Source organism: Enterobacter cloacae complex sp. IR5403 (assembly GCF_049238705.1).
Classification (GTDB): Bacteria; Pseudomonadota; Gammaproteobacteria; order Enterobacterales; family Enterobacteriaceae; genus Enterobacter; species Enterobacter hormaechei_C.
The window spans coordinates 1-23,042 of sequence record NZ_JBMKHP010000010.1; the positions used below are offsets into that span (position 1 = coordinate 1).

General features: G+C 54.7%; 27 protein-coding genes and 1 tRNA gene. 12 read left to right on the forward strand and 16 right to left on the reverse strand.

Going from position 1 to position 23,042, the window contains the following annotated elements; all coding sequences use genetic code 11:
• Window positions 1-156: 156 nt before the first annotated feature.
• On the forward strand, window positions 157-1,035 hold the full coding sequence (locus ACOTW6_RS14505) for a restriction endonuclease (protein ID WP_042111475.1): 879 nt from the start codon (window positions 157-159) through the stop codon (window positions 1,033-1,035).
• Window positions 1,036-1,624: 589 nt separating this feature from the next.
• On the opposite strand, the gene ACOTW6_RS14510 is transcribed toward ACOTW6_RS14505, so the two are convergent.
• A tRNA-Phe gene (locus ACOTW6_RS14510) sits at window positions 1,625-1,700 on the reverse strand.
• 169 nt (window positions 1,701-1,869) lie between these two features.
• Between ACOTW6_RS14510 and ACOTW6_RS14515 the strand changes: the two genes are divergently transcribed.
• Both ACOTW6_RS14515 and ACOTW6_RS14520 read left to right on the forward strand, forming a co-directional pair.
• Window positions 1,870-2,715 carry an AraC family transcriptional regulator gene (locus tag ACOTW6_RS14515; protein ID WP_047052648.1) on the forward strand — a complete coding sequence of 282 codons (846 nt, stop codon included), beginning with the start codon at window positions 1,870-1,872 and terminating at the stop codon, window positions 2,713-2,715.
• A gap of 37 nt (window positions 2,716-2,752) precedes the next feature.
• Window positions 2,753-3,343: a LysE family translocator gene (locus ACOTW6_RS14520; protein WP_062932493.1), complete on the forward strand. Its 591-nt coding sequence runs from the start codon at window positions 2,753-2,755 to the stop codon at window positions 3,341-3,343.
• On the opposite strand, the gene ACOTW6_RS14525 is transcribed toward ACOTW6_RS14520, so the two are convergent.
• The 5 genes from ACOTW6_RS14525 to aspA form a co-directional block, all read right to left on the reverse strand.
• Window positions 3,340-3,915 (reverse strand): transcriptional regulator, encoded by a 576-nt coding sequence (locus ACOTW6_RS14525; RefSeq protein ID WP_017383972.1) that lies wholly within the window; start codon window positions 3,913-3,915, stop codon window positions 3,340-3,342. The two genes, ACOTW6_RS14520 and ACOTW6_RS14525, sit on opposite strands and share 4 nt — an antisense overlap.
• A 49-nt stretch (window positions 3,916-3,964) precedes the next feature.
• Window positions 3,965-5,668 (reverse strand): protein-disulfide reductase DsbD, encoded by a 1,704-nt coding sequence (locus ACOTW6_RS14530; protein WP_062932492.1) that lies wholly within the window; start codon window positions 5,666-5,668, stop codon window positions 3,965-3,967.
• Complete coding sequence (cutA, locus tag ACOTW6_RS14535; protein WP_003855908.1) at window positions 5,644-5,967, reverse strand: divalent cation tolerance protein CutA; 324 nt, start codon at window positions 5,965-5,967, stop codon at window positions 5,644-5,646. Before cutA ends, ACOTW6_RS14530 begins: the two co-directional genes overlap by 25 nt.
• Before the next feature lie 113 nt (window positions 5,968-6,080).
• Entirely contained in the window at window positions 6,081-7,382 is a 1,302-nt protein-coding gene (locus ACOTW6_RS14540; protein ID WP_003855921.1) for an anaerobic C4-dicarboxylate transporter, read from the reverse strand.
• A gap of 116 nt (window positions 7,383-7,498) precedes the next feature.
• Complete coding sequence (gene aspA, locus ACOTW6_RS14545) at window positions 7,499-8,935, reverse strand: aspartate ammonia-lyase (RefSeq protein ID WP_015572444.1); 1,437 nt, start codon at window positions 8,933-8,935, stop codon at window positions 7,499-7,501.
• Window positions 8,936-9,270: 335 nt separating this feature from the next.
• On the opposite strand from aspA, the gene ACOTW6_RS14550 reads away from it, so the two are divergent.
• Window positions 9,271-9,735 carry an FxsA family protein gene (locus ACOTW6_RS14550; RefSeq protein ID WP_003855925.1) on the forward strand — a complete coding sequence of 155 codons (465 nt, stop codon included), beginning with the start codon at window positions 9,271-9,273 and terminating at the stop codon, window positions 9,733-9,735.
• A 23-nt stretch (window positions 9,736-9,758) separates the two neighbouring features.
• Here ACOTW6_RS14550 and yjeH read toward each other — a convergent pair whose 3' ends face one another.
• Window positions 9,759-11,006, reverse strand: coding sequence for an L-methionine/branched-chain amino acid transporter (gene yjeH, locus ACOTW6_RS14555; protein WP_032646955.1), 1,248 nt, complete (start codon window positions 11,004-11,006; stop codon window positions 9,759-9,761).
• Window positions 11,007-11,184: 178 nt separating this feature from the next.
• Between yjeH and ACOTW6_RS14560 the strand changes: the two genes are divergently transcribed.
• Window positions 11,185-11,478, forward strand: coding sequence for a co-chaperone GroES (locus tag ACOTW6_RS14560; protein ID WP_003855929.1), 294 nt, complete (start codon window positions 11,185-11,187; stop codon window positions 11,476-11,478).
• A 40-nt stretch (window positions 11,479-11,518) separates the two neighbouring features.
• Window positions 11,519-13,165, forward strand: a complete 1,647-nt coding sequence (gene groL, locus ACOTW6_RS14565; RefSeq protein ID WP_003855930.1) for a chaperonin GroEL — start codon at window positions 11,519-11,521, stop codon at window positions 13,163-13,165.
• Between the two features lie 65 nt (window positions 13,166-13,230).
• Here the strand turns inward: groL and iadA are convergent, their stop codons facing one another.
• Genes iadA through ACOTW6_RS14580 form a run of 3 tightly spaced genes read right to left on the reverse strand, consistent with a single transcriptional unit; the run spans window position 13,231 to window position 15,510 of the window.
• Entirely contained in the window at window positions 13,231-14,394 is a 1,164-nt protein-coding gene (iadA, locus tag ACOTW6_RS14570) for a beta-aspartyl-peptidase (RefSeq protein ID WP_121479366.1), read from the reverse strand.
• 10 nt (window positions 14,395-14,404) lie between these two features.
• A complete protein-coding gene (locus ACOTW6_RS14575; RefSeq protein WP_006810414.1) occupies window positions 14,405-14,866 on the reverse strand; it encodes a YjiG family protein in 462 nt (153 codons plus the stop codon).
• Window positions 14,863-15,510, reverse strand: coding sequence for a nucleoside recognition domain-containing protein (locus tag ACOTW6_RS14580; protein ID WP_017694685.1), 648 nt, complete (start codon window positions 15,508-15,510; stop codon window positions 14,863-14,865). The genes ACOTW6_RS14575 and ACOTW6_RS14580 overlap by 4 nt, the downstream gene beginning before the upstream one ends.
• A 233-nt stretch (window positions 15,511-15,743) precedes the next feature.
• On the opposite strand from ACOTW6_RS14580, the gene ACOTW6_RS14585 reads away from it, so the two are divergent.
• Window positions 15,744-16,097, forward strand: a complete 354-nt coding sequence (locus ACOTW6_RS14585; RefSeq protein WP_121479365.1) for a DUF4156 domain-containing protein — start codon at window positions 15,744-15,746, stop codon at window positions 16,095-16,097.
• A gap of 65 nt (window positions 16,098-16,162) precedes the next feature.
• On the opposite strand, the gene epmB is transcribed toward ACOTW6_RS14585, so the two are convergent.
• Window positions 16,163-17,191 carry an EF-P beta-lysylation protein EpmB gene (gene epmB, locus ACOTW6_RS14590; RefSeq protein WP_062932489.1) on the reverse strand — a complete coding sequence of 343 codons (1,029 nt, stop codon included), beginning with the start codon at window positions 17,189-17,191 and terminating at the stop codon, window positions 16,163-16,165.
• Window positions 17,192-17,231: 40 nt separating this feature from the next.
• On the opposite strand from epmB, the gene efp reads away from it, so the two are divergent.
• From efp to ecnB, 3 genes are all read left to right on the forward strand, one after another.
• Entirely contained in the window at window positions 17,232-17,798 is a 567-nt protein-coding gene (efp, locus tag ACOTW6_RS14595) for an elongation factor P (protein WP_003855940.1), read from the forward strand.
• A 57-nt stretch (window positions 17,799-17,855) separates the two neighbouring features.
• Entirely contained in the window at window positions 17,856-17,987 is a 132-nt protein-coding gene (locus ACOTW6_RS14600; protein ID WP_006810410.1) for an entericidin A/B family lipoprotein, read from the forward strand.
• A gap of 108 nt (window positions 17,988-18,095) precedes the next feature.
• The gene (gene ecnB, locus ACOTW6_RS14605; protein ID WP_003855942.1) at window positions 18,096-18,242 is read left to right on the forward strand and encodes a lipoprotein toxin entericidin B; all 147 of its coding nucleotides are present in this window, start codon (window positions 18,096-18,098) and stop codon (window positions 18,240-18,242) included.
• A 37-nt stretch (window positions 18,243-18,279) separates the two neighbouring features.
• Here ecnB and ACOTW6_RS14610 read toward each other — a convergent pair whose 3' ends face one another.
• On the reverse strand, window positions 18,280-18,879 hold the full coding sequence (locus ACOTW6_RS14610) for a helix-turn-helix transcriptional regulator (protein WP_062932488.1): 600 nt from the start codon (window positions 18,877-18,879) through the stop codon (window positions 18,280-18,282).
• A gap of 262 nt (window positions 18,880-19,141) precedes the next feature.
• Here ACOTW6_RS14610 and sugE point away from each other — a divergent pair, with 262 nt between their 5' ends.
• Entirely contained in the window at window positions 19,142-19,459 is a 318-nt protein-coding gene (sugE, locus tag ACOTW6_RS14615; RefSeq protein ID WP_015572453.1) for a quaternary ammonium compound efflux SMR transporter SugE, read from the forward strand.
• On the opposite strand, the gene ACOTW6_RS14620 is transcribed toward sugE, so the two are convergent.
• Together ACOTW6_RS14620 and ACOTW6_RS14625 are read right to left on the reverse strand one after the other, a co-directional pair.
• The gene (locus tag ACOTW6_RS14620) at window positions 19,456-19,986 is read right to left on the reverse strand and encodes a lipocalin family protein (RefSeq protein WP_047052638.1); all 531 of its coding nucleotides are present in this window, start codon (window positions 19,984-19,986) and stop codon (window positions 19,456-19,458) included. The two genes, sugE and ACOTW6_RS14620, sit on opposite strands and share 4 nt — an antisense overlap.
• 106 nt (window positions 19,987-20,092) lie before the next feature.
• Window positions 20,093-21,238, reverse strand: coding sequence for a cephalosporin-hydrolyzing class C beta-lactamase ACT-147 (locus tag ACOTW6_RS14625; RefSeq protein WP_062932487.1), 1,146 nt, complete (start codon window positions 21,236-21,238; stop codon window positions 20,093-20,095).
• Window positions 21,239-21,370: 132 nt separating this feature from the next.
• Here ACOTW6_RS14625 and ampR point away from each other — a divergent pair, with 132 nt between their 5' ends.
• On the forward strand, window positions 21,371-22,246 hold the full coding sequence (gene ampR, locus ACOTW6_RS14630; RefSeq protein ID WP_062932486.1) for a LysR family transcriptional regulator AmpR: 876 nt from the start codon (window positions 21,371-21,373) through the stop codon (window positions 22,244-22,246).
• A gap of 29 nt (window positions 22,247-22,275) precedes the next feature.
• On the opposite strand, the gene frdD is transcribed toward ampR, so the two are convergent.
• Window positions 22,276-22,635: a fumarate reductase subunit FrdD gene (frdD, locus tag ACOTW6_RS14635; RefSeq protein WP_000609653.1), complete on the reverse strand. Its 360-nt coding sequence runs from the start codon at window positions 22,633-22,635 to the stop codon at window positions 22,276-22,278.
• A 10-nt stretch (window positions 22,636-22,645) separates the two neighbouring features.
• Window positions 22,646-23,041, reverse strand: a complete 396-nt coding sequence (gene frdC / locus ACOTW6_RS14640; protein ID WP_121479364.1) for a fumarate reductase subunit FrdC — start codon at window positions 23,039-23,041, stop codon at window positions 22,646-22,648.
• Window position 23,042 lies beyond the last annotated feature (1 nt).

Here is a 23,042-nt window from a genome sequence, read left to right on the forward strand (position 1 = left end):
GTTTAAACTCTGCGCTGAAATTTCTTTTTTTCATTATGACACCTGTGTTGTTCTGAGGTGAGCATATCACCTCTGTTCAGGTGGCCAAATTCAGTAAACCACTTCATTTCCTCCTCCACTTTCATCCCGTTATACTGTGAAAAAAAGGAGGTAGGCGTGAAACTGAAAATGCAGGATTTGAGGCTGTTTAATCTCGTGTTTGAGAGCGATCCTGGCTGGATACTTGATTTCTCTAACCGCACCTTGTCTGCTTTTTTTGATGAAGAACTAAACATTGATATTGATGATGAACGTTATCAGGAAGAGGGGACGTCAAAGGCCAAACGAGTTAGATGCTTGCTGAAACAGGCTGATCGTGAGACCGCTCTGCGGGTTCTTGGCGCTGTCTGGCAGTATAAAACGGAATCCATGCCTGAACAGGCTGAACAAAGCCGTAATGACTATCTTGCACTGATTTCCCGCTTAGAAAACGCTGGCACCGATGAAGCCAAAGGCGTAAAGCCTGTCCAGGCATGGCATGGTGTTGACTGGCCTTCACTTATCGCTGAAATGAACGAGATGAAATCTCTGCCGCCACATCCACGTGGTTTTCGGTTTGAAGCCTGGCTTGCTGAACTGTTCAGTATCTTTAAGCTCGCTCCCCGTTCGTCTTTCCGAAACACAGGCGAACAGATTGACGGAAGTTTCCGACTGAATGATGAATTTTACCTGATAGAGGCAAAGTGGCATCAGAAAAGAACGTCGGCTGCCGATCTCCATGTATTTGAAGGAAAGCTCAGTACCAAGGCAACCTGGACACGCGGTGTTTTTATCAGTTGGATGGGGTTTACGCCTGAAGGTCTGACGGCTTTTGGTAAAGGGAAGCGTGTTATCTGTGTCAGTGGTTATGATCTTTACCACTCACTGAGTCATGGAATCCCTTTGCCCGGCCTTCTGGACGCTAAAACCCGGCACGCAGCTGAAACGGGAGAGCCCTATGCTGAGTTCGACCGACTATATGCACTGAAGAACAAACAGTTTGGCACGATGAAATAACGGGTTGGGAAGCGGTGACTGCTCCCCGTTGTTTAACACAGAGTGCTGCTAGTAATGCCCGCATATCCCTCCCAGCGGACACTCAGCTTTAACAGTCCAATACGTTTAGCTCAAGTAGTACTACGGATAAACCATTTTATGATGGCGTGGAGGACGGGGGATTCTGGTAACGGTAAGAAATGAAAAGGAAAGAAGATCTGTTGCAGGTGGACTGACTGGTGAAAATCCCCATGTGAATGGTGGAGGGTGTATGCTGCCTGGTTTCCCCGCTTGCTATTGGGGATTTCCCCACCCTATTCCCCGCGACAAAATCACGTTAAGACCAGCGGATTAAGGAGAAATGATAATCCCCCCGTTTTCCCCGTATCTATGAATGATCTGAGAGAAAGGAACCGTAAAGGACCGTAGAAAGACCGTAGCAGTGAGGTTAGGAAAAGGTACATCAGAGGATGTTGAGGTGTCTAAAAGTAACGAACATCTGCGAAAATGGCGAGAAATCCAGCAAACAAATAACGTGTTGCAACGACCAGAAATCTACCGTAGCCAGAAAAGGAAAAAGCCCCGCTTTGCAGCGAGGCCTTATGAATATTGGTGCCCGGACTCGGAATCGAACCAAGGACACGGGGATTTTCAATCCCCTGCTCTACCGACTGAGCTATCCGGGCAACGGAGCGCATTAAACCGCAATCGCGCGCGATCGTCAACATTATTTCGGGAAAAGCTGTTCAACTGCTTAAGTTTGCGGCAATCTGTCCGTTTGTGCCCTGGAATTGCACAAATCTTCCAGACAGTTCAGGCAAGATGTGACAATGCTGACGGTAAGAGGAGGGCAGTATGGCAAACGACTGGCTTGAGCTGCGTCAGCATGCAGAAACAGGTATTGAGACAATTAAGGCGCATTTCGAAGGACATGCCTTTGATCCCCACTGGCATGATAGCTATCTGGTCGGAATAACCCTTTCCGGCACCCAGCAGTTCCACTGTCGCCGTGAACGCCACCGTAGCCAGCCGGGCGATGCTTTTTTACTTGAGCCCGGGGAGATCCATGACGGTGATGCACCGGTAGAGGGGGGCTTTACTTATCTGACCTTTTATCTGGATGAACACTGGCTCACCCGTACGCTTCAAGGGCTGTACGACTCTACTCCCGGGAGCTACACCCTCCACTTTGCCCAAACGCTGACGCGAGAGCCTCAGTTGGTACGCGCTATCGGTGATACATTTGCCTCGTTGCATAACGATGAGATGAAGATCGTCCAACAGAGCACAATGGATAACCTGCTCTCTCAGATCACTGCCCACTGCCACTGGCGTAAGAAACTCCCGTCTCAGCTACAAAGCTCCGCTGTGGCGCATCGTGCCCGCGACTATCTCTATGCGCATATCGGCGAGAACGTGGGGCTGTCAGACCTTGCCCGTGAGACGGGTACGGATCGCTTTACGCTCACCCGCTGTTTTAAGCGCGAATTTCATCTGGCACCGCACGCCTGGCTTATCCAGCTGCGCCTGGCAAAGGCCCGACAGATGCTGGCGTGTGGGGAATTGCCTGTTGATGTTGCGACGGCAGTGGGTTTTGCCGATCAAAGCCATCTTGGTCGCTGGTTCCAGCGGGCATACCGTATTTCTCCGGCACACTACCGCCGGTTGTGCACAAACCTTCCAGACGTTTCCAGAAAATAACGGCACATTCGTGGCTCTAATAAAAAAGGAGTCGCCTGTGAATTTATTACCCTTCCTGCTGTTTGCATTTGTTGCCTCGATTACGCCGGGGCCAACCAATATTCTGGTACTGGCTAACAGTCAGCACTTTGGCGTAAAAAATACGGTTCCAGCGATCCTGGGCGGGTGTATTGCCGCCAGCGCTATTGTTCTGGTTTCGGGGGCTGGGGCAGGAGAAGTGTTACGCCAGTATCCGCTGATACGTCAGGTAATGAGCTGGGCGGGCGTGCTGTGGCTTTCCTGGATGAGCTGGCAGCTGTTTAGCGCCCCGGCCGCGAATCTCTCCTCCAGACGCCATGTCCGGTTTACCGCGCGGGCGGCGGCGTTATTACAGGTTGTAAACCCAAAAACGTGGATGATGGCGCTGGCAGTTGTCAGCCTGTTTGCTCCGGCAAGCGACCATGCATTACGGGATATTACGCTGATGGCGCTATGGTTTCTGGCGATCTCCGTGGTCTGTTTGTTGTGCTGGGCGTGGCTGGGGAAGGCGGTGAACCGGATTTTCCGCACCACCGTGGCGATGGTGCGATTTCAGCGCGCGATGGCGCTGTGTTTGTTTATTTCCGCCTGGACGGGAATGCTGGCTTAGGTCAGAGCACCACCCATACGACACTGCGCAAACCGCAAAATATCTTCCGCCAGACGGTGCGCCGTATCCACATCCGCCTGGCTACGGTTCACCAGCATGCGGCTCAGGCAACCTTCCAGCACCAGCTCCATCTGCTTCGCGACCATTGCCGGATCATCCACTTCAAGTGTGGTCAGCAGCTCGTGTGTGAACTCGTGCGCGGCACGTTTTTGCTGATCTGCCAGTTGATGGATGGGGTGTCCGGGATCCGGATAGTAGGTGCAGGCGGCGATAAACAGACAGCCTGGGTAGCGGTTGTTGGTAACACACTCCGTCAGTGCGGTATAGCGCGCCAGCAGCTTTTGCTCGGTGGTCAGCTCTTCATTCAGCATCAGCTGCCTGCGCCATATATCCACCTGCTGGCTGAGATAGCGCAGGGCATCATACAGCAGCGCCTCTTTATCCGGCCAGAAGCGCTTAAGTTCATCCAGAGGGTAATCGATACGGTCGGCGACCATCTCAAGCGTGGTGCTGGCGATCCCTTGAATCTCAAGCAATTGCAGGGCTTGTCCCAGTACGTCTTCGCGTTGCACGGTTATCTCCTCCGCTATTCCCAACGGTTTGTCCCGTCTAAAGTGTTGTTTACGGTTGGCGATTGCGCAAATGCGCGTTGAATGCCGTCGCGTCCATAAACCCGGTTACACGCTGCGTCGGCTGTTCTTCCCCCTGTTCATTGAAGAACAGGATGGTAGGCAGCCCGAGCACATTAAGTTGCTTCAGTAGAGCCTTATCCTGGGCGCTGTTGGCAGTAACGTTCGCCTGGAGCAGAACGGTATCGCTCAGCGCATGTTGTACCTGCGGATCGCTGAAAGTGTATTTTTCAAACTCTTTGCAGGCCACGCACCAGTCTGCGTAGAGATCGAGCATGACCGGTTTGCCTTTCGCCTGCGCCAGAGCGCGGTGAAGGTCATCCACGTTCTTAATCTGTATAAAATTCAGATACGCCTGCGTTTGACCTGCCGGGGTGCCAAACGCCCAGTCCTGTAGCGGACGGACGCTCACCAGCGCGGCCGCCAGCAGAAGGATCTGTAGCAGGCGCATCCACGGTTTCTTCGCCCCCAGACTCACGATAAACGCCCAGCTGAAGAAGGCCACGCCGAGCATCGCCCAAAGACGCGTACCCCACACATCACCGATGATGCGCTCCAGCAGAAATACCGGCAGCGCCAGAATGACAAAACCAAACGCGGTTTTCACCGTCTCCATCCACGGACCGCTCTTCGGCAGCAGACGATTGCCAAACACCGTCACCAGGATCAGCGGCAAGCCCATGCCGAGCGCGTAGAGGTACAGCGTGCCGCCGCCGAGCCACAGGTTGCCGCTCTGGGCAATATATAACAGGATGGCGCTCAGCGGCGCGGTGGTGCAGGGGGAGCAAATCAGCCCGGCGATGGCACCCATGGCGAACACGCCGCCCGCAGAGCCACCCTGCTGACGGTTGCTCATCAGCGTCAGACGGGTTTGCAGGGAAGAGGGCAGTTGCAGGGTGAACAGGCCAAACATCGACAGCGCCAGCAGAATAAACACCGCTGACAGACCGATAAGCACATAAGGGTGCTGAAGAGCGGCCTGGAACTGCAATCCGGCAGCGGCGACCACGAGGCCGAGCGCCGTATAGGTTAACGCCATGCCCTGCACATAGATAAAGGCCAGCACCAGCGCGCGGGCGGTGGAAAGGCGTTGTTTACCGCCCAGCACGATGCCAGAGATAAGCGGGTACATGGGCAGCACGCAGGGCGTAAAGGCGATGCCGATACCAATCAATAATGCCCAAAGCGCTGAGAACGGAAGGTCTGAAGCGGCTACGCCTTCACCCCTCACACTGGCCATTTCCCCTGAGGGGGGAGGGGAGGCCGCCGCTTTCACTTCGCTAAGCGGAACGACCTTTGTTTCAGGTGGGTAACAGAATCCGGCATCGGCGCAGCCCTGATAGGTGACCGTTAATGTGGCGCCTTTATCGGCATGGTTCACCGTGACGGGCACGCTTAAGCGCTGGCGATAAATTTCACTCTTACCGTAGAACTCGTCCTCGTGCCACTCGCCAGCGGGCATCTGCAACGCGCCGACGTTCGCCTTTGCCGGCGTGATGCTGACTTGCTTGCGATAGAGGTAGTAACCCTCTTTCACCTGCCAGGTGAGACTGAGATCGTGCTGGTTTTGCTGAAAGTCGAAAACGAATGCCTGGTCGGCAGGAATAAAGTTCGAACGGCCGGGTGCGTCAAACAACCCGGCAAAAACTGACGTGCTGCACAGCAGCAGGATCAGCGTAATGAAGCGTTGAGCCATGAGAGATAATCGTTATCGCCGTGGACCACTGGCAGAACCAGCAGCTCCGGGGTTTGGTATGGATGATGAGACTTGAGGCAATCGAGGAGCGCCTGCTGGTTTGTCAGGTTGGTTTTGAGCAACATCTGGACTTCGTACTCTTGCTCCAGCTTGCCTTCCCAGTAATAAAGGGAGGTGGCGCCGGGAAGAAGTGTGACACAGGCAGCCAGTTTTTCGGCCAGCACTTTGGCGGCCAGATCCTGGGCAGAAGCTTCATCAGGGGCGGTGCACAGTACAACAACAGCATCAGGCGTGTTCACAAGTCGACCTCCTCATCACGAAAGTCTTCACTATATCACGCAAGGCGGTTGGTCATTAATGAAACGGGCCGCAGAGCGGCCCGATTTTAACTATTTTTACAACGGCTAATCGTTTACAGCACAATGCCGCCGATGATAAAGCCGAGGATCACGCAGAGCGTAATCGCCACCACGCCCGGGATGAGGAACGCGTGGTTAAACACGTACTTACCAATACGGGTTGAGCCGGTGTCATCCATCTCAACCGCGGCCAGCAGGGTTGGATAGGTGGGCAGCACGAACAGGGCGGAAACCGCTGCAAAAGAGGCAATCGCCGTCAGCGGCGTCACGCCCAGCATCAGTGCCGCAGGCATCAGCGCTTTGGTGGTCGCAGCCTGGGAGTACAGCAGCGTCGCGGCAAAGAACAGCACTACCGCCAGCAGCCACGGATAGTTGTGCAGCAGGTCGCCTGCAACGGTCTGGATATCGCTGATGTGCGCTTTCACAAAGGTATCGCCGAGCCACGCCACGCCCAGCACGCACACGCAGGCGCTCATACCGGATTTGAAGGTGCTGGCGTTCAGCACTTCGCTGGTGTCGATTTTACAGGTGATGCTGATCAGCGTCGCGATGGTCAGCATAAATACCACAATGGCTTCGTTACGCGGCAGAACCGGGTTCTGGATCAGACCTACCGTATCGCTGATGGCGGTGGCGTAGAACATCACGGCGACGATACCAATCAGGAACAGCAGCACGGAGCGTTTTGCATGCGGCTTCAGCTCGAAGACCTGGCTACCGCGCAGGCTCACTTCACCTTTTGCCAGACGCTCCTGGTAAACCGGATCGTCTTTCAGCTCGGCGCCGAGGAAGTTACACAGCACGGCAGTGATCATTACCGCAATCAGCGTCACCGGAATACAGATTGCCAGCAGCGTCAGGTAACTTACGCCCATCGGCTCAAGGATACCCGCGAAGAAGACCACCGCCGCGGAAATAGGCGAGGCGGTAATCGCAATCTGGGAGGCGACCACGGCAATAGAAAGAGGGCGAGACGGGCGAATACCCTGCTCTTTCGCCACTTCGGTGATTACCGGCAGCGTGGAGAAAGCGGTATGGCCAGTACCGGCGAGGATGGTCATAAACCAGGTCACCAGCGGGGCAAGGAAGGTGATGTATTTCGGATGGCGACGCAGCATACGCTCCGCCAGGCTCACCAGGTAGTCCATACCGCCCGCGACCTGCATGGCCGCGATAGCAGCAATAACCGCCATGATGATTTCGATAACGTCAAAAGGGATTGCGCCGGGTTTAATCTGAAAGATCAGGGTAAGTACAAGCACTCCGAGACCGCCAGCAAAACCGATGCCGATACCCCCGAGTCGTGCGCCCAAATAAATCGCCAACAGGACGATGACGAGTTCTGCTCCAAACATAAAGACCTGCCTTGCTCATTAACAAGTTGATATTGAATTGTTGTGTTTTGGTAACGCCCATAAAGAAAAAAGGCACGTCACAAGTGACGTGCCTTTCGGAAGCTTAGCCTGAACGGTTACTGTTCGCTTTCATCGGTATATCGTTTCGCTTTATATGCCGGGTGCATCAGGTTCTGGGCGGAGAAGATATCGTCCAGTTCGGCTTCGGTCAACAATCCTCGCTCGAGAACCACCTCACGCACGCTCTTACCGGTTTCGGCACAAATCTTCCCGACGATATCGCCGTTGTGGTGGCCGATGAACGGGTTGAGGTAGGTGACGATGCCGATGGAGTTATAGACGTAGCCTTCACACACTTCTTTATTCGCGGTGATGCCGTTGATGCATTTTTCCAGCAGGTTGTAGCAGGCGTTGGTCAGAATATGGATAGATTCAAACATCGCCTGGCCAATCACCGGCTCCATCACGTTAAGCTGGAGCTGACCGGCTTCGGAGGCCATGGTGACGGTCGTATCGTTACCAATAACCTTGAAGCAAACCTGGTTCACCACCTCTGGCACTACCGGGTTCACTTTAGCTGGCATGATGGATGAACCCGCCTGCAACTCTGGCAGGTTGATTTCATTCAGGCCAGCGCGCGGACCGGAGGAGAGCAGACGCAGGTCGTTACAGATTTTGGACAGTTTCACCGCCAGACGTTTCAGTGCGCTGTGCACCATCACGTAGGCGCCGCAGTCTGAGGTAGCTTCAATCAGGTCTTCCGCAGGCACAACCGGCAGGTTGGACACTTCAGCCAGCTTCTGTACCGCCAGCTGCTGATAGCCATCTGGCGTGTTCAGGCGTGTACCGATGGCGGTTGCGCCCAGGTTCACTTCCAGCAGCAGTTCGGACGTGCGCAGCAGGTTTTTGGTCTCTTCGTTCAGCAGCACGTTAAACGCGTGGAATTCCTGTCCGAGGGTCATTGGCACCGCGTCCTGCAACTGGGTACGGCCCATTTTCAGGATGTCCTGGAACTCAACGGCTTTACGCTGGAAGCCATCGCCCAGCTGATTAATCGCGTCGACCAGTTTGACGATAGAGGCATACACCGCGATGCGGAAGCCGGTTGGGTAGGCGTCGTTGGTGGACTGACATTTGTTAACGTGGTCGTTCGGGTTCAGGTACTGGTATTCACCTTTCTGATGACCCATCAGCTCCAGGCCGATGTTTGCCAGCACTTCGTTGGTGTTCATGTTGACGGAGGTGCCCGCGCCGCCCTGATAGACGTCGACCGGGAACTGATCCATGCATTTACCGTTGTTCAGCACCTCATCGCACGCGGCGATAATCGCATTTGCAGCGCTTTTAGGAATGGTTTGCAGCTCTTTGTTCGCCAGAGCCGCGGCTTTTTTTACCATCACCATGCCACGCACAAATTCAGGGATGTCGCTGATTTTGCTGTTGCTGATGTAGAAGTTTTCAATCGCTCTCAGAGTGTGAACACCATAGTAGGCATCCGCTGGAACTTCCCTGGTACCCAACAAATCTTCTTCGATACGAATGTTGTTTAACATGTGAACCTTCTTTTCAAGCTGCCGATGGATTGTACTAAACACACAGTATATATGTGGTTTTGAATATTTTATGACCGACGATTATTCCCTCAATCGGCCAGATGTTCGAGATCATATGCTGATGATAGCGAATTGCCGTAAGCTGGATCACTTATTATCGACCCGATTTCATGATAATTATTAATCTGTGAAATATGTCACCGCTTTAATATTTCCAGAAAAAATATCCGTGCAAACCGATTGAAATTTGGCTAACCGTCACCATCTCTTATCTACGCGCTTCGCGAACACATTCAGTCAGGGGCCAGAAGGCACCTGCCATACAGGAGATGCCAGTGCGCTGGATACCATTTATTGCTTTCTTTCTTTATGTTTACATTGAAATTTCGATTTTCATCCAGGTTGCCCATGTGCTGGGCGTCCTGCTGACGCTGATTCTGGTGATCTTCACCTCCGTCATCGGCATGTCGCTGGTGCGCAATCAGGGTTTCAAAAATTTCCTGTTAATGCAGCAGAAGATGGCCGCAGGCGAAAGCCCTGCCGCCGAGATGATCAAAAGCGTGTCGCTGATTATTGCTGGTTTGCTGCTGATCCTGCCGGGCTTCTTTACCGACTTCCTCGGCCTGCTGTTGCTGTTGCCGCCGGTGCAGAAGCACCTGACCATGAAGCTGCTGCCGCATCTGCGTTTCAGCCGTATGCCAGGCGGTGGTTTCAGCACCGGTCCGGGGGATACCTTTGAAGGGGAATACCAGCGTAAGGATGAGCAGCGCGACCGGTTAGATCATAAAGACGATCGGTAAGTTTCTGGCCCGGTGGCGCTCGCTCACCGGGCCTGAGGATCTTGCCGCTTCGGTAAAAACACCCACAGCCCCGCCAGCATGACGATGGCGTACACACTCTTCCATCCCACCATCGCCAGCAGCATCAGGCACAGGACACACCCGACAGCCGCCAGCGCCTTAAAGCGACCTTTCAGCAGCCGACAGCCCGCCAGCATGCACAGCAGGTAGATCATGATGAAAATACCGTTGGCGTAGACAATCAGCGCGTCAAGGTTGATGTCGAGGAGATAAATGGCCAGGGAACTCACCACGCAGCAGCCCAGTACGGTATTCAGCGCATTCACCGGAAGCTGACGCTTTGACAGGCGTGAGAGGGGGCTATCCGGTTTATAAAGTGCCTGAGACCACACCAGCCGGGCGAAGCTCTGAATATAGATGTTGAGGCTGGCAAAGCAGGCGAGATAGCCAATCACGCAGGCTACCCACAGGGCTTTAACGCCAAACAGCTGCACCACGATGCCCGGCAGCGACGCGGCGGCGGCTTTCTCTTCACCGAATGCGTTGAAGTGCAGCACCAGTACGGTACAGGCCCAGTACACGGTCCCCGCCAGCAGCAGGCCAATCATCAGGGCGCGGGGAAAATCACGCTCGGGCTGTTTAAACTCGGATGCCAGATGAGCGAACGCCTCCAGACCGACGAAACACCAGAACATGACGGATAGTGCAGCGAAAAGCTGTGCGTGGTCGATGTCGTTAATCGCGGGGAAAGGAATATCCGCCACGGTAATGTCACCCGCAAACCAGATGGCGACGATCAGCGCGACAATTAACACGGCGACCAGCGTTTGCAGATTGGCGCTGGAACTGGCCCCGCGCGAGCCTACCCACCAGACAATCGCCAGCGTACCGAGTTCAGCCAGCAGCAGCTGTTCATCGTGCCAGCCAAACAGCGCCTGTCCGAAGCCGGTTGCGATATGCAGGGCTGCCGGAAGGCCAACGGGTATCACCGACAAAAATAGCCAGCCGGTGACGCGCTCCATCCGCGGCCCAAACGCCATGCCGACAAAATGCGCTACGCCGCCCGCGCTCGGGAAGTGCCGCCCGAGTATGGCAAAGACAATCGCCACCGGAAACACCAGCACGATCAGCACCGGCCATGCCCAAAGACTGTTATTGCCGGCAACCAACGCCGCCAGCGCGGGAACCGCAAATACCCCCGTGCCTAATAAAGACGTTGAGAGTAAGCCAATGCCCTGCGCCAGCCCCAACTCCTGCCTGAGTCCACTCATTTACCTCGTCCCGCCACCATCAAAAGAGAGTGGATGGTAACACTTTCGCAAATTTTTTTTCGATTACCCCTTGAAGGGGTAAAAAGCTATCCCCATCTCTCAGGGCACTAGCCGGAAAACCGCATGCGGACCGGCGTCATCCATAACTGATAATGACTTTCTCAAAGGAGAGCTATCAATGAGTATTCGTCCGTTACATGATCGTGTGATCGTCAAACGTAAAGAAGTTGAAACCAAGTCTGCGGGCGGCATCGTTCTGACCGGTTCAGCAGCAGCAAAATCAACGCGTGGCGAAATCATCGCTGTCGGTAAGGGCCGCATCCTGGAAAACGGAACTGTGCAGCCACTGGACGTTAAAGTTGGTGACATCGTCATTTTCAACGATGGCTACGGCGTGAAATCCGAGAAGATCGACAATGAAGAAGTGTTGATCATGTCCGAGAGCGACATTCTGGCAATTGTTGAAGCGTAATTAACGCACGAAAACTGTACGAATTTGAGGAAATAAGAACATGGCAGCTAAAGACGTAAAATTCGGTAACGACGCTCGTGTAAAAATGCTCCGCGGCGTAAACGTACTGGCAGACGCAGTGAAAGTCACTCTGGGCCCGAAAGGCCGTAACGTAGTGCTGGACAAATCCTTCGGCGCGCCAACCATCACCAAAGATGGTGTTTCTGTTGCACGTGAAATCGAGCTGGAAGACAAGTTCGAAAACATGGGCGCACAGATGGTGAAAGAAGTTGCCTCTAAAGCGAACGACGCTGCCGGTGACGGTACCACCACCGCGACCGTACTGGCGCAGGCGATCATCACCGAAGGCCTGAAAGCCGTTGCTGCGGGCATGAACCCAATGGATCTGAAACGTGGTATCGACAAAGCTGTCGCTTCCGCTGTTGAAGAACTGAAAGCGCTGTCCGTACCGTGCTCTGACTCTAAAGCCATTGCTCAGGTTGGTACTATCTCCGCTAACTCCGACGAAACCGTAGGTAAACTGATCGCCGAAGCGATGGATAAAGTCGGTAAAGAAGGCGTGATCACCGTTGAAGACGGTACTGGTCTGGAAGACGAACTGGATGTGGTTGAAGGTATGCAGTTCGACCGCGGTTACCTGTCCCCATACTTCATCAACAAGCCAGAAACTGGCGCTGTTGAGCTGGAAAGCCCGTTCATCCTGCTGGCTGACAAGAAAATCTCCAACATCCGCGAAATGCTGCCAGTGCTGGAAGCCGTTGCGAAAGCAGGCAAGCCGCTGGTAATCATTGCTGAAGACGTTGAAGGCGAAGCGTTGGCGACCCTGGTGGTTAACACCATGCGTGGCATCGTGAAAGTGGCAGCGGTTAAAGCACCTGGCTTCGGCGATCGTCGTAAGGCGATGCTCCAGGATATCGCTACCCTGACTGGCGGTACCGTAATCTCCGAAGAGATCGGTATGGAGCTGGAAAAAGCGACCCTGGAAGACCTGGGCCAGGCGAAACGCGTTGTGATCAACAAAGACACCACCACCATCATCGACGGTGTGGGTGAAGAAGCCGCTATTCAGGGCCGTGTTGGTCAGATCCGTAAGCAGATCGAAGAAGCAACTTCCGATTATGACCGTGAAAAACTCCAGGAGCGCGTAGCGAAACTGGCAGGCGGCGTAGCGGTAATCAAAGTCGGTGCGGCTACCGAAGTTGAAATGAAAGAGAAGAAAGCACGCGTTGACGACGCCCTGCACGCGACCCGTGCTGCGGTAGAAGAAGGCGTGGTTGCTGGTGGTGGTGTCGCGCTGGTGCGTGTAGCCGCTAAACTGGCTGGCCTGACAGCTCAGAACGAAGACCAGAACGTGGGTATCAAAGTTGCGCTGCGCGCAATGGAAGCTCCGCTGCGTCAGATCGTGTCCAACGCCGGTGAAGAGCCGTCTGTGGTTGCGAACAAGGTGAAAGCGGGTGAAGGTAACTACGGTTACAACGCGGCAACTGAAGAATACGGCAACATGATCGACTTCGGTATCCTGGATCCAACTAAAGTGACCCGTTCTGCTCTGCAATACGCGGCATCTGTAGCTGGCCTGATGATCACGACCGAGTGCATGGTGACCGACCTGCCTAAAGGCGACGCGCCTGACTTAGGTGCTGCTGGTGGTATGGGCGGCATGGGTGGCATGGGCGGCATGATGTAATCATGTTGTTCTGAACCTCTCAGAACGAACCCCGGGCAGCAATGCCCGGGGTTTTTTATTGTCTTCTACTCAAACGTGCCTTTCACGCACACAACGCCTTCACGCACCATCTGGCGGCCTTTCGCCCAGACCTCACGGATCTTCAGGTCATCCGTCAGCACCAGGAAGTCGGCATCGCATCCGGGCGCGATCCGCCCTTTATGCTCCAGACCGAGAAACTCCGCCACGTTACGCGTAAACGGCAGAAGCGCCTCCTCCAGCGGCAGGTGATATCGGCCGACCAGCTGCTGTAGCGTCTCAAGCAGGGACTCAAAACCCGCCACGCCAATGCCAACAAGATTACCGTTTGCGTCAAAATTCGGCTGGCTGCCGTTGCCATCCGAGCTGAGCGTGAGCCGGTTAAACGGCACCTGCGCGTCACGGGCCGTCGCGATGGCGGTGGCGGCATCAATGGGCTCACTGATGCTGGTGGTAATGTCGATGTACCCCCCGTCGCGGGCATAGTCCAGTGCGGCGTGGAACAGTGGCCGGGCGCGGTTGACGTGGGTTGGCAGCAGTTTCGTGCGGGGCACGTCGGCGTTATTCAGGATGCTAAGCAGCGGCTCGAGCAGTTTCGGGCTGTTGCCGAGATGAAACACGGATATCCCCGCTTTGGCGCCCAGCAGCCCGCCGACGCGTGACTGGGCGGCCATATTCGCGAGCTGGTCATCTGCCGGAGCGGAAGAGCGATGGTCAGAAATCGCGCATTTCACGCCAATGATTTTATCAATCAGCGCCACATCCTTTTCGATACTGCCGGTAATAGTCGGAGAAGGCAGGCCATATGCGCCTGTCAGCATCCATGCGCTGATCCCTTCATGCTCAAGCGCCCGCGTTTTCGCCAGCAGCGACTCGGGATGGCGGGTCACGCCGTCGGTGCCCAGCAGGCCAACAACGGAGGTGATGCCAGCCGCCACCAGCGCAGACAATCGCACCTCTGGCGTCCGCGTGTGGGGACCGGCTTCACCGCCGCCGCCAATCAGGTGTACATGCTGATCGATAAAACCAGGGCAAACCACCGCTCCGGCGAGATCGCTTTCAGGACAGTCTGGCCTTGTTGTAGCGTGGCCCGCTTTTTCGACTGCGACGATTTTTCCCCCGGCAATCAGCAGATCGCAACGCCCAAGAACCTCGGGAGCGTAAAGCTGCGCATTGCGGAAAAGATGCGGTTCCAGCACTGAAAAATCCATTTTTATCTCCTCAGAAGAGTAGCTGCATCACCCACATTGAGAGCAGGGCGTTAATGACGCAGACCGTAATGATGTGCGGATAATACTTCGGGTTGACGCCTGCGGTGCCAAGGCAACGGCCCGTGTTTTGCACCGGATTACCCATCAGATAGATGGCGGGCAGCAGGATGGTGGCATCGTGACCGTTGAGCGTGCCGGCAGCGACCAGACTGGCGCAGACCCCCACACCGCCGCCCATGCTCATTACCGAGGCCAGAAGAACCGTTGCCGCCGCACCCGGAAGCCCCCACAGGGCCATGATGGGCTCGCATACCCTGCCGACAATATCCAGCAGGCCGGTTACCTTGAGCGCCTGAATGATGACAAACGCCATGACCACGTTCGGCAGCAGGCTGGTGGTGGCGATGGTAAAGCCGCGGCGGGCGCCATCGATAAACAAGTCCATGATATTTTTACGCGGCTGGGCGATCATTTTTCCTCCTGAACGCGGCGAACTTCCATGTGGGCGATCCACAGTCGCAGGAAGTTCGCGCCAACAAATTTGAACACCAGAATGACGGCAAGCGGCGTTATCACCGGGACGGTAATAAAGGTAAAGAGTGCGGCGCCGGAAGAAAAATAGTTGGTGATAATGGCGCTACCGCTGGTCTGGAAGGTGGCGAAAATGGCGCGTTCATGGTCAGTAATCGCCCCTTCGTCGGTCAACTCTTTGGTCATCCCTGCGGCTGCATCGGTATTTTGCAGGTTGGCGATAAGCGCCAGAGAGCAGATGCCCGGCACGCCGAGCAGCGGGCGCAGAATGGGCGTCATGAGCTGTTGTGCGGCGCGCAGCCCGCCCAGCCCCTCGGTAACGGCAATGATCCCGAGCGATAAAATGACCGAGGGCGCCAGTTCAAGGGCAAACAAAAACCCATCTTTCGCTCCTGTGCCGCCCTCGCCGCGAAACGTTAGCGCGCCGTTCACCGGTCCAAAGCTGCCGTTGAGGACGGTAAAATCCAGCACGCGCCACCATTCAGTACTTTTGGCGAAAAAACCTGAGAAAAATACGATGGTGAGCACGAACGCCAGATAGCCCACCCAGGTTACTTTTTCCTCTCCTGAGGATGATGCACTCATGAAACCCCCTTTTTTGATTCGCGTACAAAAGTTGTACGTCGCATCACTAAAAACGATCGGGGGCTAAAACACGATATCCCAAAGGTTATTATCAGAATTCATTTAAGATGTCGGAGGAGTGCCAGCGGAATCTGGCTCGCAGAAATGCTCAGCATTTTTCTTTTGGTCATCTTTTTAGTATAAGGTTTACACGCGGACAACTACTGTCCAGCTTATTGAAAACGAGGAATAATATGCGCATAAAAGTCTGTGCAGGGATTGTAGGTGCAGCATTGCTGCTGGCGGGTTGTAGCATCAGCAATGAGCTGACGGCAGCGGGCCAGAGCGTTCGCTTTGTGGAAGATAAGCCGGGCAGCGAATGCCAGCTGTTAGGCACCGCCACTGGCGAGCAAAGCAACTGGATGTCGGGGCAGCACGGCGAAGAGGGCGGCTCTATGCGTGGTGCGGCCAATGCCCTGCGTAATCAGGCTGCGGCAATGGGCGGCAACGTGATTTACGGGGTGAGCAGCCCGACGCAGGGGATGCTGTCCAGCTTTGTGCCAACCGCCAGCCAGATGAACGGCCAGGTCTATAAGTGCCCGAACTGATATAGCCTTTTGATGGCGCTGTCGCTTTATCTCCAGGGCAGGTAAGCGTAGCGCCACCTGCCTTTTTACTGCTGACGCAGCTGCAAATCCAGCGGCGTCTTACTCGGCTCTCCGCCAATCTCACGAGCCAGCTTCGGCACCATATAACCTGAAACCAGCGTTAACAGCTCGCGCATAATCTTCCGGGCCTCTTCATCCGTCACCATGAAGTGCGCCGCGCCCTGGACGCGATCCAGAACATGCAGGTAATAGGGCATAACGCCCGCATCAAATAAGGCATTGCTAAGATCGGCCAGCACGCGGGCGCTGTCGTTCACGCCGCGCAGTAATACGCTCTGGTTGAGCAGCGTCACGCCTGCCTTTCGCATACGCGCCATCGCCGCACGAAAGTCCGCGTCAATTTCATTCGCGTGGTTGATATGGTTCACCAGCAGTACCTGCAAACGGGACTGCTCCAGGCGCGTGACCAGGGCGTCGGTGATACGCGCCGGGATGACGATCGGTAAACGGCTGTGAATGCGCAGACGCTTAATATGCGGGATGGTCTCAAGCTGAGTCAGCAGCCAGTCCAGCTCATGATCTTTTGCCATCAGCGGATCGCCGCCAGAAAAGATGATTTCATCCAGCTCCGGGTGCGCCGCGATGTAGTCCAGCGCCACCTGCCAGTTGCGCTTATTGCCCTGGTTTTCGGCGTACGGGAAGTGGCGACGGAAGCAATAGCGGCAATTTACCGCGCAACCGCCCTTAACCAGCAGCAGGGCACGATTGCGGTATTTATGCAGCAAACCCGGGACGACACTGTTCTGCTCTTCCAGCGGATCGGTGCTGTATCCGGGAGCGGTAATAAACTCATCCTGAGAAGTAAGCGTTTGTTTTAATAACGGATCATCAGGATTACCCTTTTCCATTCGGGCAACAAACGCGCGGGGAACGCGCAGGGCGAAAAGGCGTTTCGCCTCACGACCTGCACACAACGCTTCATGCTGTTCGAGGTCTAAAAGACGCAGCAATTCATCAGGACTGGTGATTACATCGGCAAGTTGCGATAACCAATCTTCTCTGGACGGGGTGTTTAGGGTTACAATATGCGCCATTTTGTGGCTTAGCTACCAGTTAACAAATTTAGAGGGCCTTATGGCAACGTACTATAGCAACGATTTTCGTGCTGGTCTTAAAATCATGATGGACGGCGAACCGTACGCGGTTGAAGCCAGCGAATTCGTTAAACCAGGTAAAGGCCAGGCATTCGCACGCGTTAAGCTGCGCCGCCTGCTGACCGGTACCCGTGTTGAGAAAACCTTCAAATCTACTGACTCCGCTGAAGGCGCTGATGTTGTCGATATGAACCTGACTTACCTGTACAACGACGGTGAGTTCTGGCACTTCATGAACAACGAAACCTTCGAGCAGCTGTCTGCGGACGCAAAAGCGATTGGCGACAACGCCAAGTGGCTGCTGGATCAGGCTGAGTGCATCGTGACCCTGTGGAACGGTCAGCCTATCGCGGTTACGCCTCCGAACTTCGTTGAGCTGGAAATCGTTGAAACCGATCCAGGTCTGAAAGGTGATACCGCAGGTACTGGCGGCAAGCCTGCCACCCTGTCTACCGGCGCTGTGGTGAAAGTGCCACTGTTCGTACAGATCGGTGAAGTGATCAAAGTGGATACCCGCTCCGGCGAATACGTATCCCGCGTGAAGTAATTTACGTCATGATTAAAGGCGCAGCGCCCGCTGCGCCTGATTTTGCAGGCAGGGAAGATGAAACGTACCGTTAAAATTCTGCTTCTGTTAGCGCTCTCCAGCGCAATTCTCTCCGGTTGCAACACCGCGCGTGGCGTGGGTGAAGATATCCAGGATCTCGGCCATATCATTTCCCATGCGGCCAGCTAATTCCGTCTAATTTTCCTAAAAATTCTTCCTTTTCCGTCAAACGACAAGATCTTGTCTATTCTTAAGTTGCTATACACAAAATAACTTTGGCTATAAAAGGAAGATATTATGGTTAAGAAAACAATTGCAGCGATCTTTTCTGTTCTGGTGCTTTCTTCGGTACTGACTGCATGTAACACCACCCGTGGCGTAGGGGAAGATATCTCCGACGGTGGTAACGCGATTTCTGGCGCAGCAACTAAAGCTCAGAACTAATGAAAGCGACGGTACGGCAGGTCATTTCACCGTACCGTCAATTCTCCACTTCCTGTAGCGATAAAAACGGGGAGTAGCGCGTATCCATATGCAGCTTCATGCGGATATTGCGTTTGTACGTGTACACCGTTTTTCCGTTAATGCGCAGATTGCTGGCAATTTTCTGGTTGCTCGCGCCATCCATCCACAGGGTAAGAACTCTCTCTTCCTGACGCGTCAGTAACGGTGCCGCCATTGCAGGAAGCTCCGCGCTTGCGCATGACGTTAGCGCGTCGTTTATCACCGCCGCCAGTTTTTCCAGATCGGTATTTTTGGAAAGTGAAGCCCATATCGGGAACTGCGCCAGATAATCTGTCATTTCTTGCTCCTGGCCTGATTGCAGCATAATGAAAGGCAGCGTTTCGCTGGCAATCAGCAGGGAGGATAGCTGCTGAAAATGGTGTAAATCCTGCCGGAAGCCAGATAAATCAGCGATGACCAGCGCAGGCTTCCATTGCAGGATATGCTCTCTGGCGAGGAAAAGATTATTCACCCCGGTTACGACGAAATGACCCGAAAACAGGTCTGAATGATTGACCCAGGCTTCAAATCCCGTGCGGGTGAAGTGACAACGGTCAATCAAAAGAATTTTGAACATAAAATTTTCGCAGTCGGCTAGTGGTTTGGCTTCCTGCCATCAGAAAGCCTATCATCATAGAGAAGTCGGATGAGTCATAAATGCCTGAACTACGTGCCTTACTGAGGCTATTTCTTGCCTTAACGTGTTCAGCAGAAAAAGTTTGAAAAAAAATTCCACGCTAACCAAAATATAAGGCGCAATCTCAGCCTTGCGGGACGACCCGTAAGCGCTTCACTCATCGGGGACGGCCCCAACTTGTCGTTAAGTTAAGGAGCCTGATATGTCCTGGATCGTTCTTGTTATTGCCGGTTTGCTCGAAGTGGTATGGGCAATTGGCCTGAAATATACCCACGGTTTTACCCGCCTGACGCCCAGCGTCATCACTATCGCCGCAATGATTGTCAGTATCGTCATGCTGTCATGGGCGATGCGAACCTTGCCAGTCGGAACGGCTTACGCTGTCTGGACGGGAATTGGCGCGGTAGGGGCTGCCATTACCGGCATTCTGCTGCTGGGGGAGTCTGCGAGTCTGGCGCGTATCGCCAGCCTCGCGTTAATCGTCGCGGGTATCATCGGGTTAAAACTCAGTACCCACTAATGCGGCTGTTTTACCCAGATTAATTTCGTCACGTCAAACCCTTGCCGGGTCGCTATGTCCAGCATCTGCTGTTTCATTTCCGCCGGGATCGTTGGCGTGCGGGAGAGGATCCACAGATAGTTGCGATCCGGCCCACACACCAGCGCGTGGCGGTACTCTCTGTCCAGCGCAATGACGTTATACCCGCCGTAGAATGGGCCGATGAAAGAGATTTTCATGGCCGCGCGGTTAGACGCGCCGGTGAAATAGGCCTGACCAACTGACTGCTGCCACATCTGGCGATCCGGGTTATAGCCGCGGTTAATGACCCGGATCCCACCGTCATCCATCGCGCTGTAGCTGACCGTGACTTTCTCTAAGCCCCGTTCGAACTGATGATCCATTCGGGCGATTTCATACCAGGTGCCGAGGAAGCGCTGTGCGTCGAAATTACTGACTACCGTGACGCCAGGCGGAGGAGTAGGGGAACTGCAAGCAACCACTAAAAACGCGGCTGTTACTGCGGCAATAACAGGCAGAATGCGCATAGGAGTTTCCTTACTGTTTTTTGTTAAGTGTAGATGACAGCAGGGAAAATGCGGGAGATTGTGCAGGATGTTTTGCCGGGTAAGCGCAGCGCCACCCGGCAATGTTTTACTGTAACGCCTCGAGGATATGGTATGCCGCCTCAACGCGTGCCGGGTTCGGATAGCTTGTATTCGCGAGCATCACAATACCGATCTGCTTTTCAGGAATAAAGGCCACGTAGCTGCCAAACCCGCCAGTAGAACCCGTTTTATGGACCCAGGACGCTTTGACCGGGGGAGCCGGTGGATTCACTTCTGCCACGGGCAACGGCGCCAGCGCCACCTTACTGTCGCTGCCTTCGACCACCGTGTTGGCCTCCACGGGCCAGTTGAGCATTTCCCAGCCCAGACCCTGATACATTGACCCGATACGCCAGTAGCGCGACTGCGCCAGCGCGATGCCCTGCTTAAGTGAGGCATCGGCAACCTTCTCCGGCGCCATGTTTGCCATGACCCAGTTCGCCATATCCTGCACGTTGGTTTTCACGCCATAGGCTTGTGCATCCAGCATACCCGGCGAAACGCGCACCGCTTTACCGTCACGATAGCCCCAGGCGTAATGCGCCTCTTCCGCTTTCGGCACGTTAATCCAGGTATGGTCCAGCTTGAGCGGCTTAAGGACCCGCGTCGTCATGGCCTGCTCATAGGGCATGCCGGAAGGTTTGACCGCCAGCGCGCCAAAAAGACCGATGCTGGCGTTGGCGTAAAGACGCGTTGTGCCAGGCTTCCACTGTGGCTGCCAGTTTTGATAAAAGCGCAGCAGGGAGGCGTTATCCGTGACCTCATCCGGTACCTGTAGCGGCAGGCCGCCAGCGGTGTAGGTGGCGAGATCCAGCATACGAATACCCTGCCACTGCTTGCCCGTCAGCTGTGGCCAGTATCTGGTCACCGGATCGTCCAGCGAAATTTCACCGCGCGCAATGGCATCCCCACCTAAAACGCCGGTGAAGGTTTTACTTATAGAACCCAGCTCGAACAGGGTCTGAGGCGTAACGGGTTTATTCGCCGCGATATCGGCCTTGCCAAACGTGTAATAGTGCGGTTTTCCCTGATAAATAACGGCCACCGCCATGCCTGGAACAGACTGGGCTTTCATCAGCGGGGTAACCGTATTCGCGACCACCTCCGCCAGCTGTTTTTCCGATACTGGCGCGGCGAGAGCAGAGCAGGAGATGCCGAGCAGCAGGGCGCAGCAAAGGGATTTTTTCATCATCAGTAATCTTCCGTAATAGCGAGTCAAGGGGATGTCCGGGCCCGTCAGACAGGCGTAGTCTGTTGGATTTGACTGTGCCTGACAAACGGTTAAATTTAGCATTAGCTGTTAATTTTTCTAACGGAAGAGACCATGACGCGAAGCTATCTCCCTCTCAATTCGCTTCGGGCTTTTGAGGCCGCCGCAAGACATCTCAGCTTTACGCATGCGGCCATTGAACTGAACGTGACGCACTCGGCGATTAGCCAGCATGTGAAAACGCTGGAGCAGCACCTTAACTGTCAGCTGTTCGTTCGCGTGTCGCGCGGGCTGATGTTGACTACCGAGGGCGAAAATTTACTGCCGGTGCTGAATGATTCGTTCGATCGTATAGCCGGAATGCTGGATCGCTTCGCTAACCATCGTGCGCAGGAGAAGCTGAAAATCGGCGTGGTGGGTACGTTTGCCACCGGGGTTTTATTCTCGCAGCTGGAGGATTTTCGCCGTGGCTATCCACACATCGATCTTCAGCTTTCCACCCATAACAACCGCGTTGATCCGGCTGCCGAAGGGCTTGACTATACGATCCGCTACGGTGGTGGGGCGTGGCACGGCACCGAGGCTGAATTTCTTTGTCATGCGCCGCTCGCGCCGCTGTGTACGCCTGATATCGCCGCCAGTCTGCACAGTCCGGCCGACATCCTCAGGTTTACGCTGCTGCGCTCCTACCGACGCGACGAGTGGACCGCGTGGATGCAGGCGGCCGGCGAGCATCCCCCTTCACCAACGCACCGCGTGATGGTATTTGATTCGTCCGTGACCATGCTGGAGGCCGCTCAGGCAGGAGTGGGCATTGCTATTGCGCCTGTCGATATGTTTACCCATCTGTTAGCCAGCGAGCGCATTGTGCAGCCCTTTGCGACGCAGGTTGAGCTCGGCAGCTACTGGCTGACCCGATTGCAGTCCCGGGCAAAAACGCCAGCCATGCGCGAATTTTCCCGGTGGCTGGTGGAGAAGATGAAAAAGTAAAAAGCCCGCCGGATGGCGGGCCTGTTCAGTCAGATGGTGACCACGGCAATCAACGTGACGACCGTCAGAATGGTCGCCAGACCGTAGAAGACCCATTTACCGCTTGGCACATGGATTTTCAGATCGTGCATCGCATGATGGATACGATGCAGACCACACCACAGCGGCAGGACGATCATCAGGAAGATGAACACGCGGCCAATAAAGCTGCTCGCAAAGGCCAGCACGCGCTCATAGCTCAGCGCATCGCCCGGGAACAGCCCCAGCGGCAGCATGATCCCGACCAGCAGGATAATGACCGGGGCAATAATGGCGCTCCACATGCCGCCTGCGCCAAACAGCCCCCAGAAGACCGGCTCGTCTGAACGTTTTGGATTTGGATTGATCACAGTAGTCTCCTTACCAGAACAGTGCGACAAACAGAATGACCATAGAGACAACTGCTGTCACTGCCCAGAGCCCTTTAATGACCGGCTCTGGCCCCATTTTTTCGCCTTTTACAATGATGTTCGCTGCTTTTGGCGCCAGTTCAAACCAGGTTTTGGTATGTAGCAGCGCGGCGGCGAGCACAATCAGGTTCAACACAACGATGATTGGGTTTTGCAGGAAGCCCACAAAACTGGCCCAGGCTTCCGGGCCATGCTTGAGGGCATAAACCCCGTACAGCAGTTCGAGGCTGAACCAGACCGCGGGAACAGCCGTGCCTTCACGCAGCATATAGAAGCGATAAAACGGCAGTTTTTTCCACCAGGTGGACGGCATTGGTCGCACGTAGGCTTTGCGTTTAGTCGTCATC

Coding starts and splice junctions, on each gene's coding strand:
- ACOTW6_RS14515 (WP_047052648.1), top strand. CDS start 1,870: ATGGCAAACGACTGGCTTGAGCTGCGTCAGCATGCAGAAACAGGTATT.
- ACOTW6_RS14530 (WP_062932492.1), bottom strand. CDS start 5,668: ATGGCTCAACGCTTCATTACGCTGATCCTGCTGCTGTGCAGCACGTCA.
- ACOTW6_RS14540 (WP_003855921.1), bottom strand. CDS start 7,382: ATGTTTGGAGCAGAACTCGTCATCGTCCTGTTGGCGATTTATTTGGGC.
- aspA (WP_015572444.1), bottom strand. CDS start 8,935: ATGTTAAACAACATTCGTATCGAAGAAGATTTGTTGGGTACCAGGGAA.
- yjeH (WP_032646955.1), bottom strand. CDS start 11,006: ATGAGTGGACTCAGGCAGGAGTTGGGGCTGGCGCAGGGCATTGGCTTA.
- ACOTW6_RS14560 (WP_003855929.1), top strand. CDS start 11,185: ATGAGTATTCGTCCGTTACATGATCGTGTGATCGTCAAACGTAAAGAA.
- groL (WP_003855930.1), top strand. CDS start 11,519: ATGGCAGCTAAAGACGTAAAATTCGGTAACGACGCTCGTGTAAAAATG.
- iadA (WP_121479366.1), bottom strand. CDS start 14,394: ATGGATTTTTCAGTGCTGGAACCGCATCTTTTCCGCAATGCGCAGCTT.
- ACOTW6_RS14575 (WP_006810414.1), bottom strand. CDS start 14,866: ATGATCGCCCAGCCGCGTAAAAATATCATGGACTTGTTTATCGATGGC.
- ACOTW6_RS14580 (WP_017694685.1), bottom strand. CDS start 15,510: ATGAGTGCATCATCCTCAGGAGAGGAAAAAGTAACCTGGGTGGGCTAT.
- ACOTW6_RS14585 (WP_121479365.1), top strand. CDS start 15,744: ATGCGCATAAAAGTCTGTGCAGGGATTGTAGGTGCAGCATTGCTGCTG.
- epmB (WP_062932489.1), bottom strand. CDS start 17,191: ATGGCGCATATTGTAACCCTAAACACCCCGTCCAGAGAAGATTGGTTA.
- efp (WP_003855940.1), top strand. CDS start 17,232: ATGGCAACGTACTATAGCAACGATTTTCGTGCTGGTCTTAAAATCATG.
- ACOTW6_RS14600 (WP_006810410.1), top strand. CDS start 17,856: ATGAAACGTACCGTTAAAATTCTGCTTCTGTTAGCGCTCTCCAGCGCA.
- ecnB (WP_003855942.1), top strand. CDS start 18,096: ATGGTTAAGAAAACAATTGCAGCGATCTTTTCTGTTCTGGTGCTTTCT.
- ACOTW6_RS14610 (WP_062932488.1), bottom strand. CDS start 18,879: ATGTTCAAAATTCTTTTGATTGACCGTTGTCACTTCACCCGCACGGGA.
- sugE (WP_015572453.1), top strand. CDS start 19,142: ATGTCCTGGATCGTTCTTGTTATTGCCGGTTTGCTCGAAGTGGTATGG.
- ACOTW6_RS14620 (WP_047052638.1), bottom strand. CDS start 19,986: ATGCGCATTCTGCCTGTTATTGCCGCAGTAACAGCCGCGTTTTTAGTG.
- ACOTW6_RS14625 (WP_062932487.1), bottom strand. CDS start 21,238: ATGATGAAAAAATCCCTTTGCTGCGCCCTGCTGCTCGGCATCTCCTGC.
- ampR (WP_062932486.1), top strand. CDS start 21,371: ATGACGCGAAGCTATCTCCCTCTCAATTCGCTTCGGGCTTTTGAGGCC.
- frdC (WP_121479364.1), bottom strand. CDS start 23,041: ATGACGACTAAACGCAAAGCCTACGTGCGACCAATGCCGTCCACCTGG.